The following is a 1,645-nucleotide window of genomic DNA, read 5'->3' as shown; positions in this document are numbered from 1 at the left end:
GAAACCAGTGCGCCCCGGGTGATCAGATCAATGGTCGATGTGCCGTTGTCCACGCCGGTAACCGAGTTATGGAGGTAAATAGCATCGTATTCACTGGCAATATTATTGACGTCAATGTTGACCAGGGTATTGCCGTCAATGCTCTGCGTATTAAGGGTAATACCCTCCCCGTCACTGGCGTTAATCTGGCCCGTCACGGTGAGATCGGTGGTTGAATCCCCCTCATTCGCCATGGTGTATATATCTACACTATTGCCCACAGTGGTGATGTCATTCAAATTGATGACAGCAGTGGCATCCCCCAGAGTGGAGGCAGTATTGATAATGGCTCCTTGTCCTTGTTCAGAGAGGAGATGCCCACTCGCAGTAATGTCAGAAAAGGCGGCGCCTAAATAGCTATAGTTGCTAACACTGAGCGATTGGCTGCCGGAATTAATATTATTCGCATTGATTATTATGGTGGAGTTACCTTCAGAAGTTCCCCCCATCATTAAAATTCCGGTACCGTTTTCTGAAGTAACCGTTCCTGAGACATCGAGGTCAAGCAGTATATTTCCAATTTGGTTATAGCCGTTAATATTGAGTGCGTCATACAGAGAATAAACGTTATTCAACTTGATAGCGGTCTCGACGTTCCCCTCATCCGCGTAGGCATCGGCATACAGAGCAGATCCTGAAGTAGACGTAAGATCACCCGTCAATATAATATCGGTTACAGCCCCATTCGAGCTGCTATTAACGATATAAATGCCAGCATATCCAGTGACATTATTTGCGCGAAATCTAAGGCTCACAAGGCCGCTATAGGTATAATTGTAAATCTTGGCAGCTTGACCATAGGCTGAACTGATATCGCCATCGATATTGATATCGGCCATCACCTCCCCTGAATAAGTGCTATTATTAATATCCAGGGCGTCGAAGTCTGTAGTGATACTCTTTGAATTGAAATTAAGTATGCTGGTGCCACTATTGGAATGATTCATGATCGAGACTCCTGAATATTCGACGTTGATATCGCCAGTAATATCAACCTTGGTGATGGCCGCTCCATTTTGTGAATAATTATCACTGTAGATGCCTGAGGCACCTGAAATAGCATGGATGTTCAGGGTAATAGTTGAATCATTGTCTGCCAATGAGTAGATTGCAAGGGCAGGAGTACCATTCAGGCCGCTGGATAACATGCCGGAGAGGTCTACCTGTATGGTCGAATCGTCACTGCTCTGGTTGTCAATGTAAACGCCACTGCCAATTGAACCGTTGGCCTGAACGTTAGTGGATGTCGATTGCCCAATCATCGACGTATCATTCTGGATAGACAAAGAATAGGCACCAGCGGTATCAAGCGCAGAACTGTTGGTGTCGAGGTAACTGATGGCACCAGAGCCGATTAATGAGAGCGCAGGATCTATATCTCCAGGCTCTGTGATGCCAAAACCGGGCAGGGTCTCAACCACGATATCCGTTCCGTTCAGGGATATCCCCGCGTTATTTTCACCTTCGCAAACATAGGTTCCCACCCCGGAGCTACTGCACGTCGCCCGTGCGGTTTGTGGCAAGGTAAGGGTGGAGAACGCAACAATAATCGCCAATGTAATGGGATTAATCGCGGCTGCTGGAACACGGCTGAAGAGGTGTTGAT

The 1,645-nt window shown here is 47.1% G+C and carries 1 pseudogene; it reads right to left on the bottom strand.

From position 1 onward, the window contains the following. Positions 1-1,645: pseudogene (locus tag AC971_RS22375) on the bottom strand (autotransporter outer membrane beta-barrel domain-containing protein); the annotation flags it as partial.

It is taken from the genome of Yersinia similis (genome assembly GCF_001053095.1).
Lineage (GTDB): Bacteria > Pseudomonadota > Gammaproteobacteria > Enterobacterales > Enterobacteriaceae > Yersinia > Yersinia similis.
Note: the sequence above shows the minus strand (reverse complement) of the source record. Positions and strands in the feature narration are given on the sequence as shown.